This window comes from Arcobacter sp. YIC-80 (genome assembly GCF_044841725.1).
Classification (GTDB): Bacteria; Campylobacterota; Campylobacteria; order Campylobacterales; family Arcobacteraceae; genus Arcobacter_B.
This window is the reverse complement of record NZ_JBJBSI010000010.1, coordinates 43,133-60,701: the sequence shown is the minus strand read 5'-3', so window position 1 is coordinate 60,701 and position 17,569 is coordinate 43,133. Positions and strand designations below refer to the sequence as shown.

Sequence of the window (17,569 nt, the reverse complement as noted above, 5' to 3'; positions counted from 1 at the left end):
TTTTGGCAGAACTTTTAAAAAATGTATATACTAATGAGTACATACAAAATTTAGCAAAAGAGATTGAAGTTTTTTATAAAGATTTTGATAAACAGGCTTTTGAAACTTCTATTTTTAATCAAACTTGGAAAAACTTAGAATTAAAAGAGAGAATGAGACATATAGCTATTTCTTTAAATAAGCATTTGCCTTTCTCTTATGAAAAAAAATTAGAGGTTTTAAAACAAACATCACGTAGTTTTACTGGTTTTGAAGCTATGTTTTTTCAAGACTTTGTGGAAGTTTTTGGCTTAGAGGATTTGGAAAACTCTTTGATGGCTTTAGAAATTTTTACAATTGATAGTAGTAGTGAATTTGCTATAAGAGCATTTATTTTAAAATATGAAGAAGAAACTTTAAAGCAAATGAGACTTTGGGCAAAGAGTGAAAATGAACATTTAAGAAGATTATCAAGTGAGGGATGTCGTCCAAGGCTTCCTTGGGGAGTGTCTCTTCCTCGATTTAAAAATAATCCTTCAAAAGTTTTGGAAATAATTGAACTTCTTAAAAATGATGAGAGCAAATATGTTCAAAAAAGTGTTGCTAATAATTTAAATGACATATCAAAAGATAATCCAAATATAGTAATAGAATTTGTTTCTAAAAATCTTGGTAAAAATAAAAATCTTGATTGGATATGTAAGCATGCAAGTAGAACACTACTTAAAAAAGGTGATAGTAAAATATTAAAACTTTTTGGATATGAAGTAGCTTCTCATATAAACATAATAGATTTTAATTATGATTCTTGTGTAAAAAAAGAAGGTATATTTAATTTTTCTTTTAATCTTGAAAGTACTGATAAGTTAGGAAATATAAGAGTAGAATATGCTATTTATTATAAAAAAGCTAATGGTAATTATTCTAAAAAAGTATTTATGATAAGTCAAAATGAACAAAAAACAAAAACTAAAAGCTTTGTTAAAAAGCAAAGTTTTAAAGACTTAACTACAAGAAAACACTATTTGGGAGAGCATTTTATCTCTATTATTTTAAATGGTGAAGAAAAAATAAAAAGGAGTTTTATTTTAAATGACACCAGCAATTAATTTACTTAAAAAAAATAAATGTGAATTTAAAATACATAAGTATGACCATGATCCTGCTTGTGAAAACTATGGGCAAGAAGCAGCCCAAAAATTAAATCTTGATGAAAACCAAGTTTTTAAGACACTTTTAGTTGAATTATCACCAAAAGAATTAGTAGTTGCAGTTCTTCCTGTTTCAAAGCAGCTAAATTTAAAAGAAGTGGCAAATGCTTTTAAAACTAAAAAAGCTGTGATGGCAAATAAACAAGAAGCTCAAAAAGTAACAGGATATTTACTTGGAGGAATATCTCCTTTAGGGCAGAAAAAAAGATTAAAAACTGTTATTGATGAAAGTGCAAGAAGCTATCAAACTATCTTTGTAAGTGGTGGTAAGAGAGGTTTAGATATTGAAGTAAACCCTAAAGATTTAATCAAGCTTTTAAATGCACATTTTTTTAAGGTTACATCCTAGTAACAAATATATTATTTTTTTATAAAAAACCCAAGCTTTTAATCATTTCTTAACTTATAAAGAGTAAGATATTATAAAATAACTTAATAAGAAAAGGAAAAATTGATGGCTAATTCGGATATGCAAGCAATTTGTTCACAACTTTTAACACCTGATGATTTAGCAGTTAGCGATGAGCTTTTTGAAGAGGTTTTAAAAGAAGGGATTGTTTCTAAAATTTTAGATGGAAAAGATACAAAATATATAAAAATCTTTTCTACAAAAAAACTATTTTTATCTCATATAACTCCTTTATTGCATAATATTGGCTTTGAAATTATTGATGAAGTTACATATAATGTTTCACATAATAATAAAGAGATTTATATTTCAAGATTTAACTTGAATGTTCCTGATATTTCAAAATTAGAAGAAGCCAAAGATAACTTAGAATATGTTATTGCTAGTAGTTTAAAAGATTCAAATATTAAGCATTCTAAGGCATTTTGTTTAGTATATAAGCAAAATTTATCAATAAAAAAAATAAAACTTTTAAGAGCCTTTATAGAGTATATAGATCAAGCAGTACTTACTATAAATTCTGCAACTATTTTAAACACACTTACAAAGCATGATAGATTAGCTTGTATGTTTGTTAAGTATTTTATAACGAAATTTGATCCAAATTTAAAAGATAGAAAAAAAGAATTAACTTTAATTGAAGAAAAAATAAAAGATGAAATTAAAGCAATTCCTCAAATTATTGATGACAAAGTTTTAAATATTACATTCTTATTTTTAAAATCACTTTTAAGAACAAATTATTTTTTAGATAAAGAGACTGTTTCTTTTAAAATTGATACAAGAACTTTTGGCAAAGACTTAAGAGGTTTACAACCAAATTTTGAAAACTTTATCTATCATCAAGATTTTTATGGGGTTCATTTAAGAATGTCAAAGGTATCAAGAGGTGGTCTTAGATGGTCAGATAGACATGATGATTATAGACAAGAGATTAAATCTTTAATGATTACGCAAGAAGGTAAAAACTCTATTATTATACCTGATGGTTCAAAAGGTGGTTTTGTAATTAATAAAAATACTGCTGATATTACAAAAGAGTTTTTTACTTATGTTTATTCTGAGTTTATTAATGCAAACCTTGATTTAGTTGATAATATGGTAGATGGAGAAGTTGTTAAAAATAATGATATAGTTGCTTATGATGGTGATGATCCATATTTTGTAGTTGCTGCTGATAAGGGAACTGCTGCAATGAGTGATGTGGCAAATAATATAGCAATAAGTAGAAACTATTGGTTAGGTGATGCTTTTGCTAGTGGTGGTAGTAATGGATATGGACATAAAGATTTAGGAATTACAGCACGTGGTTCTATCATGTCTACTAAGAGGTTTTTTATTGAAGAAGGTATTGATATTTACAAAGATGAAGTTTCAGTTGTAGGAATTGGTTCTATGAGTGGAGATGTTTTTGGAAATGGAATGATTGAATCTGAAAAATTTAAACTTCTTGCTGCTATTTCTCACAGTGATATATTTATTGATCCAAATCCTGACTTAAAGGTATCTTTTAAAGAGAGAAAAAGACTTTTTGAGTCAAAAAATGGTGGTTGGAAAAACTATGATACAAAACTTATTTCTAAAGGTGGAGGAGTATTCAAAAGAAGTGATAAAGAAATAAATCTTTCATCTGAAATAAAAAAACTATTAGGAACTACTAAAAAAGTAATTTCAGGAGAGGAATTATGTCGTAGATTATTAACACTTGAAGTAGATATGTTATTTAATGGTGGAGTTGGAACTTATGTAAAAGCAAGTGATGAAAATAATTTAGATTTAGGTGATAAACAAAATGAAGCAGTAAGAGTTGATGCAAATGAAATTAAAGCAAAAATTGTATGTGAAGGTGGAAATCTTGGATTTACTCAAAGAGCAAGAATAGAGTATGCTTTAACTGGTGGAAGAATTCATCAAGATGCAATTGATAATGCAGCAGGAGTTAATACATCAGATCATGAAGTAAATTTAAAAATTTTACTTAATAGTATAAAAACACAAGGAGTTTTAACACAAAAGCAAGTTCAAGAAACACTTTATTCTTTAACAGATCAAGTTGTAGATATGGTTTTACAAAATAACTATGATCAAGCTTTTGTAATTTCAATAGATGAACATTTTTCAAGAAAATATTTAAATGATTTTATAAAAACTATAGAGGTATTAGAAAATAATGTTGAAGCATTTAATAGAAGAGATTTCTATATTCCTAAAAATGAAAATATTAGTGAAATAGTAGATATACATGGTTCAATTGTAAGACCAGTGTTAGGTTCTTTATTATCTTACAGTAAAATTTTTGTTAAAAAAATATTATTAGAATCAAATTTAATTGATGAACAATTTGCTCAACAATATTTATACAGATATTTCCCTAAATCTTTTGTTGGTGCTTATGAACATGATATTTCTACTCATCCACTAAAAAGAGAAATAATAGCTACAATGATGGCAGATATTATTATAAATTCTCAAGGGTGTACTTTTGTAAGTGATTTTGAAAAGTTAGGTATTGATAAGTTTTTATTAAAAATCAAATCTTATCTAATAATAAAACAGCTATTTGGGGCTAGAGTAATTAGACAAAAAATCTATAATCAAGATTATGTAATGAGTGTAGAAAAACAGTATAAGCTTATAAATAAACTAGAGTATACTTTATATGCAAGTACAAGATGGATGTTAAAGTACCTAAATAAAAATCAGTTAGATTCTTCACATATTTTAGATCATAAAGAAGAACTATTTAGGCTATTATCTGAAGTTCATAATCAAAAAATAGAAGTTTTAATTCAAAATGATGCTGATTTTAATCAGTTTTTCTCAGTAATTGATTATTTAAGATTTGCTATTGCTGCTATCATGATTAAAGAAGATACTCATCATACATTTAAAGATGTAATTATTTTATTCTATTCATTAATTCATGAGTTTAATATTTTAGAAATTGTAATTGCTTTAAATAGAGTAAAAATAACAAATAAAAGTGATATGACATTAAGAAATCAAGTCTTACAGTTTATAGATTTTATTGTTGTTCATTATACAAAAAGAGTTTTAGAGTTTAAAAGAGTAAATGAAGAACCTGATACTGCTTTTGCTAATTTTGTTACAAATGAAAAAGATATTTTTTATAAAGTAAGAGCTCATTTGGATACTTTTATGGCAAAAGAAACAAAGGATATAAAAGATATAGCTATTACGGTTAATCAATTAATGGTTTCATTGATATAATATTAACTTATAATTAACATTTGTTTGTTAAAATAAAATTAGTTATACTTATATGAAGTAAATGAAAGGATTTAATTATGGAAAAAAAAGATTTCGATGATGAATTAAGTATGGATAAGATAGATGACTACAATGGCAATGAGTCTGAAGAAAAAAGAAATACAGTAAGAAATGTAATAATTATTTTATTAATAGTTGGAGCAGTTTTTGCGTATTTTAAAAGCACGTCTATACCAGATGATTATGTAGGCACAAGTGAAAATCCAGGAATAAACACAAGTAAAAAATAAGGTAAATATGACACAGTTTTATGATTTTTTTAAATATCATCAAGAAACAAAACATTCTTATTATTCTGTTAGGGCTTTCCCTAACAGGCTTGATTGGAATAATCAACCAAGTACATTTAAAAACTATCCAAAAGAATATGAACGTATTGATATAAATACAAATTTAGATAATCACAATTTTTTATATTTAACAGCAGGTATAAACGCTAAAAAAGTATATCCAGGTGTTGAATACTTTTTAAGAATTAACCCAAGTGCTGGAGCTCTTTATCCAAATGAAATTTATTTTCAAGCTAGAAATGAAGAAGGTTTTGAAGATGGTATTTATCATTTTGAAGTAAGCTCTTCAAGTGCAACTTTACTTTATAAATTAAATAAAGAAGAGGGGATAGAAGCAAACCTAAATTTGGATAAAAGTTATAATGGTTTTATATTTTTTATATCTTCAATTTATTTTAGATCTTCATGGAAATATAAAAATAGAGCTTTTAGGTATTGTTTATTAGATGCTGGACATATTTTAGGTTCTCTTGAAGCTTCATCATATCTTTATAATAAAAGTTTTTCTATTCTTTATGATTTTGATAGGAATAAAATAAATAAACTTTTTAATTTTGATAATAAAGAGTTTTTTACTTCAATTGTTTTGTGTGGGAAGGTTTTTGATGAATTAAAAAAACCTTTGTCTTTGAATCTTCCTAAGGTAGATGGTCATAAAACTAATGAAAATAATAGTGATGATATTTTTGAAAAAAATGAATTAATTGAAAATGCTTATAAACTCTCATCTAAAATAAATAATAAAATAGTACAATTAGGAAAACCAAACTTTATTTATAATAAAGAGCTTTTTAAAGAGACTATTTTTAAAAGAAGATCTATACGAGAATTCTCAAATAAGTCTATTTCAAAAGCTCAGTATGAATCTATAATAAATATATTAAATCAAATAGTCAGCTCTGATTGTGATGAGAAAATTGATATTTTTTATGTAATAAATAGGGTAGAAAATATGCCTATTGGTTTATATAAAAATAAAAAACTTATAAAGCAAGGTGATTTTAAATCAAAAGCTGGATATCTATGTCTTGAACAAGATTTAGGAAAAAGTAGTGCAATTACTTTTTACTTAACTTCAAAAGATAAAAACTATCAAGCTTTATATCAAAAAGCAGGTATTTTTGGTCATAGGTTATATCTTGCTTGTAATTACTTAAAGATATCTTGTAGTGGGATAGGTGCTTATTATGATGATGAAGTTTGTGAGTTTATAGATGAAAACTGTATGGTTTTATATTCATTAGCTATTGGTAATTAAGGAAAAAAAAGAATGGATAAAATTAGAATACTTTTAATTGAAGATGAGAAAATGATAGCTGAAAATCTTAAATCAGTTATTGAAAATTTTGGATATGAAGTAGTTGATATTGTTGATACAGCAGAAGAGGCTTTGGAAGTTGCTTTTGATACAAATATAGATGTTGTTGTTTCTGATATTGAAATTAGAGGTTTAACAGATGGAATTGAAGTTTCAAAAATATTACAAAATACATATAATTTACCAATTATTTTTACAACAGCTTATAATGATGAAGAAAAAATCAAAAGAGCTTCTGATGTTGTAAATATGGTAGGATATTTAGTAAAACCAATAAGAATTGATGAATTAGATACTATGATTAAAATCGCTATTTCAAAATATCAAATCTTAGAAAAAAGAAAAATGAAAAACATAAATGATGTATACAAATATGATTTTGAGAATAAAAAGATATATGAAGGTGATGAAGAGATTGTCCTTACTAGAAATGAAAGTATTTTATTATCATTACTTATTAATTCAATGGGTGAAATCTTAGAGTATGAAGCTGTAAATACTGCTATTTGGAAAGATAAAAAAGGTTCTGATGTAGCAAGAAGACAGTTAATTCATAGACTAAAATCAAAATTAGAAAAAATAGATATTGCTTCTGAAAAGGGAGTTGGAATTTATATAAAAGCATAAGATTTTATATCTTATGCTTTTTTTTTAAGCTTCGTTAGTATTCATCATCCAAATAGAGAAGATGTCAAGATAATTCCAAAAAGATTTTTTTAACTCTTCTGGCATATCATGTTGTGCTAAAACCATTGCATAAGATTCAAGCCATACTCTTCTAGCTTCTGGATTGATTTTAAAAGGTGCATGTCTTGCTGCCATCATGGGCTGTCCTCTTTTTTGATTAAAATATTGTGGCCCACCACAGATTTGAATAAAGAAGTCTGCTGAGTGTTCTTTTGCTTTAGCAAAACCTTCATCTGTTGGTGGGAAAAGTCCTTTGATATTACTTTGTCTTAGTAAATCATAATGATCTGATACAAGTTTTCTCATACCTTCTTCACCAAGATACTCTAATACAGCATGACTTGGTTTCTCTACAGGAGGTCTAGTACCTACTTGTGCTGGTGTTATATTAAATTCCATTTTTGTAACCTTTGAAAAATTAAAATTGTTTATATTTATGCTTTATAGCGAAGTAATAATACTATGCAAAAGTAAAATACTCACTTAAAAGTATTAAAGCACTAAAAAGATTATTATGTTAAAATATAACAATAAAAAAATAGGCCAACAATGTCAATAGATACAAAAAATATAGTTGAATGTTATGGGTGTGGACTTTTTGTAGAAAAAAGAAAGAAAACCTGGGATAAAAAAATCAAATGTCCTAGATGTTCAAGCAAACTTTCAATTGAAAATAATCATAGTTTAGATTCACTATTTTATGCTATATCTGCACTTTTACTTTTTGTACTTTTAAATATCTATCCACTTATAAGTTTGGATATAAATAATTCACATCTAAAATCAACATTATATGATACTATTTTGACTTTATTTGAGCAAAATCTTTTTTTTGTTGCTTTAATAGTCTTTTTTACTATTTTTTTAGCTCCGGTTTTAAATTCGATTATAATAATATTTTCATTTATTCAAATTCATACAAATATTAAATTATTTACAAATACTTTATTGCATGATAGTTTAAACTTTTTTAAGCATTGGGGGTTTATTGAAGTTTTTATTATAAGTGTGATTGTAACTTATATTAAATTAGTAGGAATGGCAGATAGTACAAGGTTTGATTTAGGTTTTTATGTAATGCTTTTATATTTATTTTGTTTATATATGTCAAATATAAAGTTTGATGGAAGGGAAGTTTTTGAAGAATAAGTGTTTAATTTCATGTAAAAACTGCCATAAAGTTTTCGAAAAGCCAAATTATGATAATTTTGTATGTGATAGATGTGGTCATATTGTAAGAAAAAGAATATATCACTCTTTACAAATATCACTAGCCTTAGTTATAAGTGCTATACTTTTATATATTCCAGCTATGGTTTATCCAATGATGGAAATTACTAAATTTGGGGTAACAACACAAAGCACTATTTTAGAAGGTGTTATTAGTTTTTTAGAATATGAAAACTATTTTATAGCAGCAGTTGTTTTTATCGCTAGTGTAGTTATTCCTGTTATTAAACTTATTGGTTTATTGCTGATTTTTTCTACTTTAAAAGTACGTGTAAAAATGAGTAATAAAACAAAACTTTTCATATTTAAGTTTATTGAGATTATAGGAAAATGGTCAATGATTGATATTTATGTTGTTGCTATTATGGCATCAATAGTTCAAATGGATCAACTTTTTAATATCAAAGGAGGAATTGCTGCAACCTCTTTTGCTTTAGTAGTGGTAATTACAATGATAGCTGCATATAGATTTGATACAAGGATAATTTGGGATGAGTAGTCAAAATGAAAAGAATATAGTTTATAAACCAAAAGAAGAAAAAAGTAAAAGAGCTGTTTCTTTTATTTGGATTTTACCTTTAATTATTTTAGGTATTTTATCATGGATTGCCTATGAGTCTTATATGAAAAAAGGTACAAACATTGAAGTTGTTTTTAAAAGTGCAGAAGGACTTAAAGAAAATGTAACACCCTTAGAATATAAAGGACTTCAACTTGGTAAAGTAACCAATATTAAACTTCATGAAGATTTAAAAAGTGTAAAGGTAAATATTCTTGTAAAAAATGAAGTTGCTAAATATGTAGCAAGTGAAAGCTCAAGATTTTACATAAAAAGACCAACTATTTCTCTTACTAAAGTTTCTGGTTTAAGTACATTGATTAGTGGTTTTAAAATAGAAATATCGCCTAAATTTAGAACAAAAGAAGAGTTTGAAAAAGGAAAAGAGAAATTTATTTTTGAAGGACTTGATAGTAGGCCAGATGATGAACTATCTGCTGATGGGTATTATATAACTTTGTTAGTCAATGATAAAGAAAACTTGGAAGTTGGAACACCTATTTTTTATAATCAGTATCAAATAGGAGAGGTTGTATCAAAAGAGTTTAAAGCTGAAAAGGCATTTTTAAATGCTTATATTTATGATAAGTTTAATTATCTAGTAAATACAAGCTCTAAATTTGTAATGAATAGTGCTTTAAAAGTAAACTATGGGCCTAGTGGATTAAATGTACAATTAGGCTCACTTTATTCTGCGATAGTTGGTGGTATTACTATTGTAACACCACAAAAAGATGCTAAAAAAATAAAAAGAGATGATGTTCATTTACTTTATACAAGTAAAGATGACTTTAAAGAGAAAAAATACTTTCATATAAAATTCGCAAATGCAAGTGGAATAGGTGAAAATACACCTATAATTTATAAGGGTATAACAGTTGGAAAAATAGTTGAATTAAGACTTACAAGTGAAGATATTTCAACAAAAGCATTTATTTATGATGAGTATAAATACTTACTTACTTCAAATACAGACTTTTTTATAAAAAGACCAAAAGTAAGTATAGATGGAATAGAAGATCTTGGAAATATAGTAAAAGGAGATTATGTTTCTTTAGATTATAAAAAAGGAGATTTTCAAGACCTTTTTATAGCTAAAGATTATCAGGAAATAAAAGAGAGTTTAGATAATAAAATCATAACCTTATATGCGAAAGATTTAAATTCTATTACAAAGAAATCAAAACTATATTTTAAAAATATTCCTATTGGAAAAGTTGTAGATTATGATTTTACAAATAATTTTAAAAAAGTAAAAATAAAAGTAGCACTTGATAAAAGATATGAAAATATAGTAAATGATCATACCTTATTTTATGATATGAGTTCAAAACTTTTAGATATTAAAGCTTTAGATTTAGATATAAATTATAGTGGATTTGAGCCACTAATAAATGGTGCTATTGGTATATTAAGTGAAAAAAGAACTCAAAAACTTTCAAAAGATAGCTTTAAACTTTATGAAAATTATAAAGATGTAAGGGATTTAAAAAGGGTTTATAATAAGGGAAGTTTATATACAGCCTATTTTGATAATAGTTTTTTAGTAGAAAAGTCAATGGCTGTAGTTTATCAAAATAGAGAAATAGGTTTTGTAAAGTCAATAGATTTTGATGAAAATCAGTCAAAAGCAAAACTTTTTATTTATAAGAAGTTTAAAAAGTATATAAACAACACAAGCGCTTTTTATAAAAAATCAAAGCTTGATTTTAAAGCAAGTTTAAATGGTGTAAATCTAAATATTGATAATTTCACTTCTTTTTTAGAAGGTTCAATTCATTTAGAAAGTAATACAGATACAAAATATACAAAAAGAAAAATATTCAGCTCTTATGATGAGTTGAAAAATAGTTCAAATAGTATAAGCATTATTTTTGATGATGTTGAGGGTTTACATGAGGAGTTTTCAAAACTTATTTTTAAAGGTGTAAAGATAGGAAAAGTAACTAATATATTTTTAAATAAACAACAAAAAGCAGTAGTTAAAGCACAGATTTTTAAAGACTATGAAAAATTTGCTAAAAAAGGAACTATTTTTTATCTAAAAAAACCAGTTATATCTTTACAGCAAGTATCAGATGTAGGTTCAGCTTTAATGGCTGTAAATATAGGTGTAGAAACCTCAAAAGCTAAAAATATATTTGAAAATTCATTTGCTGGTTTTGATAAACTACCACCTATAGATAAAACACATAAAGGAATTACTTTTAAAGTAAATTCTATTCATGCTTCAAAAGCTGGTCTTAATGCACCTATTTATTATAAATTTGTGCAAATAGGAAAAATACATAAAAAAGAGCTCTCATCTGATGGTTCAAAAGTTATATTACATTGTCAAATTGATAATAGATATACAAGTTTAGTTAGAAAAAATTCTAAGTTTTATGATATAAGTGGTTTTAACGTTAAGTTTTCTATTTTTTCTGGTTCAAAAGTAGAATCAAATACTTTTACAAGTATTTTAAAAGGTGGATTAGTTCTTGTAACACCAGAAGATTATACCCAAAAAGCTAGTTCTAAAGATGAATTTAATCTAATAGAAGAACTACCAGATGGTTGGGATAAAATCACTCCTAATATAAAATAAAAAAAGAAGAGCTACATCTCTTCTTTTGCTTTTTTAACAATACTCTCTATCATATTTGTAAATACAAAATAATGAAGAGGTACAAGTGCATACCAATACAATCTTCCAAAAACACCTTTTGGATAGAAGTAGGCTGACTGTATAAGTTTTTCATCATCTATTTTGAACTCTAACCAAGCAGTTCCTGGTAATTTCATTTGTGCAAAAAGTAATAGTCTTTTATTTTCTTGTACATCAACAACCTTCCAAAAGTCTAAACTATCACCAACTCTTAAGTTATCTTGGTCTCTTCTTCCTCTTTTTAAACCAACTCCACCAATCATTTTATCAATAACACCTCTAATTTTCCAAAGAAAATCATAATCAAACCATCCCTTTTTACCACCAATAGAAATAAAAGACTTATAAATATTCTCTTTAGAAACTTCTTTATAATGAACTATTTTTCTATCAACAAATATAGCATCTGCTAAATCTTTTGTATGGTCTTTATCCCAAGCCTTTCCAAACCTATCACTCCATCTACTGATTACTTGATTTTTTTCAATCTCTTCTACAGCTTTTTTTACAGCATTTAAATATGAAATTGGTTTTATATGTGGGAAATATTTTTTTGCATTGTCATTTTGTATTATAACTTCTGATTTTAAGCCCTCAATTAAAGCTTTAGCAACACCAAATCTAACAGGAGTAAATAGATTTAGCCAATAAGATGACAAGGTAATAGATAAGAAAGGAAGAGGAATAATATATCTTTTTAAATTTAAAGCTTCTGCTGTTTTCAACATCATCTCTTTATAAGTTAACTGTTCAGCTCCCACATCAATAACAAGATTTTTTTCTTCTTTTAAATAAATTGATTCATATAAGTAACTCAATACATCAGAAATAGCAATTGGTTGGGCTTTTGTATCTACCCATTTTGGAGTTGTCATAACTGGAAGTTTTTCTGTTAAGTTTCTAATGATTTCAAAGCTTGTACTTCCTGAACCAATAATAACACCAGCTCTCACCCAAATAGTTTGAACTTTTGGATTTGAACTTAAAACCTGTCCTGTTTCAAGTCGGCTAAGAAGATGTTCACTTGTGTTTTCATTTTCAACTCCAAGCCCACCTAAATAAATAATTCTTTTTACCCCACAAGAAGCTGCAATATCAACAAAGTTTTGGGCTGAAATTTTGTCAAGGTTTTTATAATCTTTTCTGTTTAGTGAATGAATCATATAAAATGCAGTATGAACTCCCTCAAGGGCTTTTTTTAAAGCTTCTTTATCAAAAGTATCACCTTCTACTATTTCTATTTTTTTTGGGTCTTTTAAGGTAACTGATTGTTTATTTCTAACAAAAAGACGTAAATTTATGTTTTCATCTGCTAGTAGTTTATGTTTTAATCTTCTACCTATATATCCTGTTGAGCCTGTTAATAATACTTTCATTATATATCCTTTTAACAGTTTTAATTATTTTAACATTATTTTTTGTATTTTGATAGAGTTGTTATGTATGAATAAGAGGATTTAATCCTCTTATTTTATATAGTTTTCTTTTTTATCTTCTGTATCTAACTCTTGACCAATTTCTTGGTATCTTTTGAAGTAGTATTTTACAAATGAGTTGATTTTTTTGTTTACTGGCATGAAGTATTTTTCTTCTTTTACTGCGTATTGATTTAAGAACTGTGTTGCGTCTTTTTTATCAAGGTAGTGTTTTGCTAAATCAGTGTAAGTTTGAATATACCACTTTTTAAGTGCTTCGTGTTTTTCATCACTCATATTAACGATTAGGTTTTTCTCATCCCAATCTAAAATGCCACTATCAAAAAGTCCAGCTAAATGAATAAGCCCTTCACAATAGTATGGTTGAACTTCATCTACTTCCATCCATCCCATAAGTCCAACAGCTCTTTTTACTGTGTCAATAAGTACTTGTCTTTCAAGCTCTTTTTCATCATCTTGTTCATCTAAGAAAAATGAAACTAATCCACCTGTTGTAGCTTTGAACTCTTCTATATTTTTGAAGTTTCCTGTTTTATTCATAGCTGATTCTGTTTCATCATCACACCATAAAATATGACCAAACTCATGCCCAATAGTAGTGATATCGTAAACTTGATGCCATTTTGAAGTTTCATTGAAAAGGAAAGTTCTATCTTCTGTAAGTAACTCTTGTCCAAAAGTCTCTTTTGAGATTTTTAAAAATGGCTTTGCACGACTGCTTTGAAGTATTTCATCACTAAAGGCAAAGATTTTTTTACCTTCTTCTTTTGAAACTATCTCATCATTTGGTACAACTTGGGCTGAAAATAGTCCATTGAACTCAGCTCCAAAAAACACAGCAGGTCTTCCTATATAAAGTTGAACTTTATCAAGTGATTTTAGTGAGAAGTCATAGATGTTTTTGTACTCTTGCGTTTGCTCAATTCTATCAAATACTTTTGCAAAAGCTGATTTGATTTTTGTTACTCTGTGGTCATTTTGTGCAAACTGTGGGTTTGAAAGTCTTATATCCCACTCAAGAGCTACTGCTTTTCTAAAGTGATCTTCATAGTACTCTAAAGGGTGTCCTATTTGAATTGGTGCTTTTACTTTCATCCAAGCTCTATCTACATCTGCCCATTTTGCTACTAGTTTATGCTCTTTGTCCTCACTAAAGGCTTTGATTAGTGATTGGATATATAAAATATAGTTCCATCTCTCACCATATACATCATCTTCAAGCTCAATTAGTTTTTCTTCAAAATCTTCAAGTTCATCTATTACAGCTGTTGTTTGCTCTTTGAAAGCTTTGATATATGCCTGTGATTTGTAATCCTCTTTTTGTTTTACAAGTGCTGAGTATGATCTATCTGCTATCATATCGTTGTGACCTAAGTCATAAAGATGATTATTCTCTAAGTATTCATATACTTTTGACTCATCACCATCAAATTTAGCTAATAACTCTTTATTTATACCATTTATAATATGTGCAGTCCAGGCACTTTGCCATGAAGACATTTTTAGACCTACATTGTAAACACCTTGGAAAATCTCTTGGTAAAAAGGAGTTAGTAAGTTGTTATTTTTGATGTAATCAACTGTATTTTTATGCTTTTCATGCCAAAAGTCTCTTACAAAGCAGTATGCTTTTTCTTGAAGTTCTATAATCTCTTCTTCACTTTTTTCGTACTTTTTAAGTACTTGAACAAGTGAATCATCTCTTAAACTTACAAGTCTAGTAACAAGTGCAAATCTTAAATCATCTTTCATATCTAAGTTTAAGTTTTTAGCAAACTCATCTATGATAGTTAGTTTTTCATAATCTTTATTTTCTAAGTGTGATATTAGTTTATTTATATTTGATTTTTGAGCATCTAAGTACTCATATACTTCATTTAAATCTTCTAAAAATTTGTTTTTATCCAAAATTTTATCCTTTAGTTTATCTATTTTGTAAGTCTATCTATTTATATCTTTTTTTTATATAATAAATTAAAATTTATTTTTTAAAAAGTAAGATATAGCAAGTATACCTAATATCACTAAAGGTGTAATAACTTTGTCAACTGAATCCCCAACAGCAAAATGTGAATATGAAGCAGCAATAAAATCAAAAGTAAAACCTGCATAAGCCCACTGTTTTATTGTAGAAAAATTTCTAGGTAAAAGTAAAGCAATAGCTCCTAAGATTTTGAATACTCCAAGCATAGGGAAAAAGTATAGTGGATATTGTAAGGTTTTATTTACTTCAAAAACAGCATTTGTTTGAAGTATATCTACTATTCCACCATAAAAACCAACAAGTAAAGCAATAAACAAAGTTGTCGCATAATAAATACTTTTTTTATTTATAATATTTCCTAACATCTTGAGTCCTTTTTATAATTAATAAATAATTATATTTTAATTTTGTTTAACAAATGTAAAGTTGAAAAAGTATATAAAATTAGCACTTGATTGATAAAAGTGCTAAAATTTATCTAAACTTTAGCTTTCTTTTATAAAGTTTTGTTAAAATTATCAAAATAAAATTTAAAAATTATAGGAGAAATTAGAATGGCAAAACATCAATTTCAGACAGAAGTAGGACAACTATTACATTTAATGACACACTCTTTATACTCAAATAAAGAGATTTTTATAAGAGAGTTAGTTTCAAATGCAAGTGATGCAATTGATAAGTTAAACTATTTAAAATTAACTGATGATAAGTTAAAAGAACAATATGCAGATTGGTCAGGTGAGATTAATATCTCTTTTGATGAAGCTGATAAGTCTTTAACTATTATTGATAATGGTATTGGTATGAATGAAGAAGATTTAATCGCTTCTATTGGTACTATCGCAAAATCAGGAACAAAATCATTTGTTGAAGCCCTAACAGGTGATGCTAAAAAAGACTCAAACTTAATTGGACAGTTTGGTGTTGGTTTCTATTCTGTATTTATGGTAGCTTCAAAAGTAGACGTTATCTCTAAAAAAGCTGGTGAAGAAACTGCTTATAAGTGGTCTTCTGATGGTACTGGTGAGTTTGATTTATCCCCTTGTACAAAAGAGTCTTCAGGAACTGTAATTTACATCAAACTTAAAGATGAAGAAGCAGAAGAATTCGCAAGTAAAGCAAGAATTGAAAATATTATTGGTAAATACTCAAACCACATCGCTTACCCAATTTTCTTAAATTACAGTGAAGAAGTAGAAGAAGAGTTAAGCGAAGAAGATAAAAAAGCTGGAAAAGAAGCTAAAAAAACAACTGAAAAAAGACATGAAAAAATCAATGAAGCAACAGCTTTATGGATGCAACCAAAATCAAAAGTAAAAGAAGAAGAGTACAACGACTTCTATAAATCAATCTCTCATGATTCTCAAGATCCATTAGTTACTATTCATACAAAAGCAGAGGGTGTAAATGAGTATACTACACTTTTCTACATCCCTAAAACTGCACCTATGGATATGTACAGAGCTGATTACCAACCAGGTGTTAAGCTTTATGTTAAAAGAGTATTTATTACTGATGATGAAAAAGAGTTATTACCAACTTACTTAAGATTTGTTAGAGGTATTATCGATAGTGAAGATTTACCACTAAATGTATCAAGAGAAATCTTACAAGAAAACAGAATCTTAGCAAACATCAAACAATCATCTGTTAAGAAGATTTTATCTGAAATCAAAAAACTTTCTAAAGATGAAGAAAAGTATGCTGAATTTATTGAACAATACAACAGACCACTTAAAGAGGGTGCTTATCAAGACTTCACAAATAAAGATAAAATCTTAGAGTTAATTAGATTTAAATCTACAAAAGCAGAAGCTGGAAAAATGACTTCATTAGAAGCTTATAAAGAAGCTGCTGACAGTGAACAAAAAGCTATCTTCTATATCGTAGGTGAAAATGAAAAAGTTCTTAGAAACTCACCACTTTTAGAAGCATACAAGAAAAATGACATCGAAGTTTTAATCTTAGATGACAAAGAAATCGATGAAATCGTAACTCCAATGTATGGTGCATACAAAGAGTGGGAATTCAAAGACATCACAGCTTGTGAAGCTCCAAAAGTAGAGCAATCAGAAGAAGAGAAAAAAGAAGTTGAAGAGAAGTTTGAAGACATCACTAAAAAAATCAAAGATATTTTAGGTGAGTCAGTTTCAGATGTAAGAGTTACAAACAGACTAAGTGAGTCACCATCTTGTGTAGTAAAAGACGCAGGTGATGCTCAAATGGCACAAATGGCTCAAATGATGAGAGCAATGGGACAAGAAATGCCAGAAGCAGCACCAATCTTAGAAATCAACCCAGACCACGAAATCGTGACAAAATTAAATGGTTTATCTGATGAAGCATTAGTTTCAGATGTATCATGGGTACTATTAGACCAAGCAAAATTAAGTGAAGGTATGGATATCACAGACGCAGTAGCATTTGCACAAAGACTATCAAGAATCACAGCAAAAGCTCTTTAATAGAGCTATTTGCATAAACCTTCCGCGTTGAAATTAGATTTTGACTCAATCACCTACTAAATG

General features: G+C 27.3%; 14 protein-coding genes. 10 read left to right on the top strand and 4 right to left on the bottom strand.

Annotated elements, in window-relative coordinates; genetic code table 11:
- Window positions 1–2 precede the first annotated feature (2 nt).
- The 6 genes from ACH5BK_RS12365 (at window position 3) to ACH5BK_RS12340 (ending at window position 7,125) form a co-directional block, all read left to right on the top strand.
- Entirely contained in the window at window positions 3–1,088 is a 1,086-nt protein-coding gene (locus ACH5BK_RS12365; RefSeq protein ID WP_404307858.1) for a DNA alkylation repair protein, read from the top strand.
- Window positions 1,072–1,539, top strand: coding sequence for a Cys-tRNA(Pro) deacylase (gene ybaK, locus ACH5BK_RS12360; RefSeq protein WP_404307856.1), 468 nt, complete (start codon window positions 1,072–1,074; stop codon window positions 1,537–1,539). Before ACH5BK_RS12365 ends, ybaK begins: the two co-directional genes overlap by 17 nt.
- A gap of 105 nt (window positions 1,540–1,644) precedes the next feature.
- Window positions 1,645–4,830, top strand: coding sequence for an NAD-glutamate dehydrogenase domain-containing protein (locus tag ACH5BK_RS12355; RefSeq protein ID WP_404307854.1), 3,186 nt, complete (start codon window positions 1,645–1,647; stop codon window positions 4,828–4,830).
- A gap of 77 nt (window positions 4,831–4,907) precedes the next feature.
- Window positions 4,908–5,120, top strand: coding sequence for a hypothetical protein (locus ACH5BK_RS12350; RefSeq protein ID WP_404307852.1), 213 nt, complete (start codon window positions 4,908–4,910; stop codon window positions 5,118–5,120).
- A gap of 7 nt (window positions 5,121–5,127) precedes the next feature.
- Entirely contained in the window at window positions 5,128–6,438 is a 1,311-nt protein-coding gene (locus ACH5BK_RS12345) for a SagB family peptide dehydrogenase (protein WP_404307850.1), read from the top strand.
- Between the two features lie 12 nt (window positions 6,439–6,450).
- Complete coding sequence (locus ACH5BK_RS12340; protein ID WP_404307849.1) at window positions 6,451–7,125, top strand: response regulator; 675 nt, start codon at window positions 6,451–6,453, stop codon at window positions 7,123–7,125.
- Window positions 7,126–7,149: 24 nt separating this feature from the next.
- Here the strand turns inward: ACH5BK_RS12340 and ACH5BK_RS12335 are convergent, their stop codons facing one another.
- Window positions 7,150–7,584 (bottom strand): globin, encoded by a 435-nt coding sequence (locus tag ACH5BK_RS12335; protein ID WP_404307847.1) that lies wholly within the window; start codon window positions 7,582–7,584, stop codon window positions 7,150–7,152.
- Window positions 7,585–7,734: 150 nt separating this feature from the next.
- Between ACH5BK_RS12335 and ACH5BK_RS12330 the strand changes: the two genes are divergently transcribed.
- From ACH5BK_RS12330 to ACH5BK_RS12320, 3 genes are read left to right on the top strand one after another with little or no spacing between them, the layout of a single operon-like run.
- A complete protein-coding gene (locus ACH5BK_RS12330) occupies window positions 7,735–8,334 on the top strand; it encodes a paraquat-inducible protein A (protein WP_404307845.1) in 600 nt (199 codons plus the stop codon).
- Window positions 8,324–8,914, top strand: coding sequence for a paraquat-inducible protein A (locus tag ACH5BK_RS12325; protein WP_404307843.1), 591 nt, complete (start codon window positions 8,324–8,326; stop codon window positions 8,912–8,914). Before ACH5BK_RS12330 ends, ACH5BK_RS12325 begins: the two co-directional genes overlap by 11 nt.
- Window positions 8,907–11,561 (top strand): MlaD family protein, encoded by a 2,655-nt coding sequence (locus ACH5BK_RS12320; protein WP_404307841.1) that lies wholly within the window; start codon window positions 8,907–8,909, stop codon window positions 11,559–11,561. Before ACH5BK_RS12325 ends, ACH5BK_RS12320 begins: the two co-directional genes overlap by 8 nt.
- Window positions 11,562–11,572: 11 nt before the next feature.
- On the opposite strand, the gene ACH5BK_RS12315 is transcribed toward ACH5BK_RS12320, so the two are convergent.
- The 3 genes from ACH5BK_RS12315 to ACH5BK_RS12305 all read right to left on the bottom strand — a co-directional run bounded on the left by ACH5BK_RS12315 (window position 11,573) and on the right by ACH5BK_RS12305 (window position 15,406).
- A complete protein-coding gene (locus ACH5BK_RS12315) occupies window positions 11,573–12,997 on the bottom strand; it encodes an SDR family oxidoreductase (protein ID WP_404307839.1) in 1,425 nt (474 codons plus the stop codon).
- Window positions 12,998–13,087: 90 nt separating this feature from the next.
- Window positions 13,088–14,965, bottom strand: a complete 1,878-nt coding sequence (gene ciaB, locus ACH5BK_RS12310) for an invasion protein CiaB (protein ID WP_404307837.1) — start codon at window positions 14,963–14,965, stop codon at window positions 13,088–13,090.
- 66 nt (window positions 14,966–15,031) lie between these two features.
- Window positions 15,032–15,406 (bottom strand): DoxX family protein, encoded by a 375-nt coding sequence (locus tag ACH5BK_RS12305; protein ID WP_404307836.1) that lies wholly within the window; start codon window positions 15,404–15,406, stop codon window positions 15,032–15,034.
- A 189-nt stretch (window positions 15,407–15,595) separates the two neighbouring features.
- Between ACH5BK_RS12305 and htpG the strand changes: the two genes are divergently transcribed.
- Window positions 15,596–17,506, top strand: coding sequence for a molecular chaperone HtpG (gene htpG, locus ACH5BK_RS12300; protein ID WP_404307834.1), 1,911 nt, complete (start codon window positions 15,596–15,598; stop codon window positions 17,504–17,506).
- Window positions 17,507–17,569 lie beyond the last annotated feature (63 nt).